Origin of the sequence: Bradyrhizobium viridifuturi, assembly GCF_001238275.1 — a bacterium.
GTDB classification, from domain to species: domain Bacteria; phylum Pseudomonadota; class Alphaproteobacteria; order Rhizobiales; family Xanthobacteraceae; genus Bradyrhizobium; species Bradyrhizobium viridifuturi.
Genome location: NZ_LGTB01000109.1, coordinates 1 through 1902 on the forward strand (window position 1 = coordinate 1; position 1902 = coordinate 1902).

2 protein-coding genes and 1 pseudogene are annotated in these 1902 nt (G+C 63.2%); all 3 read left to right on the plus strand.

The genetic code is table 11. The annotated features are described in order from the left end of the window. Positions 1–510: pseudogene (locus ALC15_RS47450) on the plus strand (calcium-binding protein); the annotation flags it as partial. A 205-nt stretch (positions 511–715) separates the two neighbouring features. Next, positions 716–1441 (plus strand): calcium-binding protein, encoded by a 726-nt coding sequence (locus tag ALC15_RS40815; RefSeq protein WP_050632133.1) that lies wholly within the window; start codon positions 716–718, stop codon positions 1439–1441. Between the two features lie 22 nt (positions 1442–1463). Further along, on the plus strand, positions 1464–1902 hold a 439-nt coding region (locus tag ALC15_RS40820; protein ID WP_283806345.1), incomplete at its 3' end, for a calcium-binding protein.

Genomic DNA, 1902 nt, shown 5'->3' on the forward strand with positions numbered 1-1902 from the left:
GGCAACGACCTGCTGGTCGGCGGTACCGGCACTGTTGCCGAGTACGGCGGCGCCGGCAAGGACGTGCTCTACTCGGGCAGCGATGCGTCGCATGCGACCTCGCTCTATGGCGGTGACGGCAACGACTCGCTCTACGGCGGTGCCGGCAACGACACGCTGTATGGCGGCTCCGGCAACGATACGCTGGTCGCTGGCTCGGGCAACCAGACACTGATCGGCGGCGACGGCAAGGACTCGTTCGTTGGCTCCGCCACCGGCACGGCCTCGATGGTCGGCGGCTCCGGTCAGGATTACTTCTACCTGTCCAACCTCAACAGCAGCGACACCATCGACGGTGGTGCTGGCAACAAGGACTCCCTGACCTTCCTGGATCACTCTTCGACCGACGTGACCGGCATCACCGCCGGCAAGGACGGTTCTCTGGACGTCAACTTCAGCAACGGCCAGGTGACCCAGATCAGCAACATCGAATACCTGATCTTCAACGATGGTCACTCGACCAAGCTGTAAGATCCCAGGTCTGCACGACTAGCTCTTCACTGAGCGAAGGCGCCGCCTCAACCCAGGTTGAGGCGGCGCTCTTTTTTTGGCGGCATGTGGCGCTCTGACATGTCGTCTGATAACCTAAAGTAGTGCGACGGACTGCTCTCACGTGAGTCATCGTGAGAGCTAACGAATGGCTTGAATCCTCGTATTCCAACCAGGGACTACGTCGATGGCGACTTCCAATCTGAACCAGACCGACCTCGAAGCGGCGATCAGCTCCACCATCGATCAAGCGACCCGGCAGCAGATTCTCGACGATCTGATCGCCGCGGGGATCGGTTACACCAGCCCGGATGACGGTGCGACGATCCCGGTCCAGGAGGGAGCTGCCATCAGCAACCCGGATCCGGACGCCAATGTTCTGATCGAAATCAATCCCAACAACACGGTTTACGTCGACGCCAACCTGAAGGCGATCATCGAAGCCACCGACAGCGACGTGATGCTGTCGGTGATCGGCAGCGGCCCGGTGCTGGTCGCGACCGGCGCCGGCAACGACTATGTCTCCTTCGTCAGCAGTAGGGGTACGGATTTTATCGGCGATACGACGGTTTTTGCCGGCGCCGGCAACGACACGGTGTTCGGTGGTGGCGCGTCGGAACTGCATGGCGGTAGCGGCGACGACGTGCTGGTGTCGGGCAGCGTGGAGGAAGGCAAACCCAGCACGCTCTACGGCGGTACCGGAAGCGACACGCTGATTGGTGGTTGGGGCGACGATAGCCTGTATGGCGGCGACGGTGACGACTGGTTGAGCGCCGGCCCGGGTCTAGCTACGAGGTTCTCGACGGCGGCCCGGGGAATGACACCCTCGTCGGTGGCCAATACTTGCTCGGCTCGGCGGCTTCGGCGGCGAGCTCGACGGCGGCGCCGGCGACGACGTGCTCTACGCGGGTGAGTGGGTGCGCCCAGGCTCGATGATGATGCTGTCGGGCGGCGACGGCAACGACACGCTGCATGGCGCTGCGAGTGCCCTTGACAACACGATGGATGGCGGCGACGGCAACGACCTGCTGGTTGGCAGCGCCGGCACTGTTGCGGAGTACGGTGGCAGCGGGAACGACATTCTCTATTCAAACGCACGTGACTTGTTGGGGGTCGTGCTCGAAGGCGGTGCGGGCGACGACACGCTGGTTGGTGGTGTCATCGGTGGTTCCGAAACGCTGCATGGCGATGCCGGCAACGACCTGCTGGTCGGCGCCGACGAGACCGTTTCCGAGTACGGCGGCAGCGACAACGACGTGCTCTACTCGGGCAGCGTTGCGGGGCACGGCTCGTTCCTCTCTGGCGATGACGGCAACGATTCGCTCTATGCCGGCGCTGGTAACGACTTGCTGGTTGGCGGCGCCGGCAACGACT

Coding starts and splice junctions, on each gene's coding strand:
- ALC15_RS40815 (WP_050632133.1), top strand. CDS start 716: ATGGCGACTTCCAATCTGAACCAGACCGACCTCGAAGCGGCGATCAGC.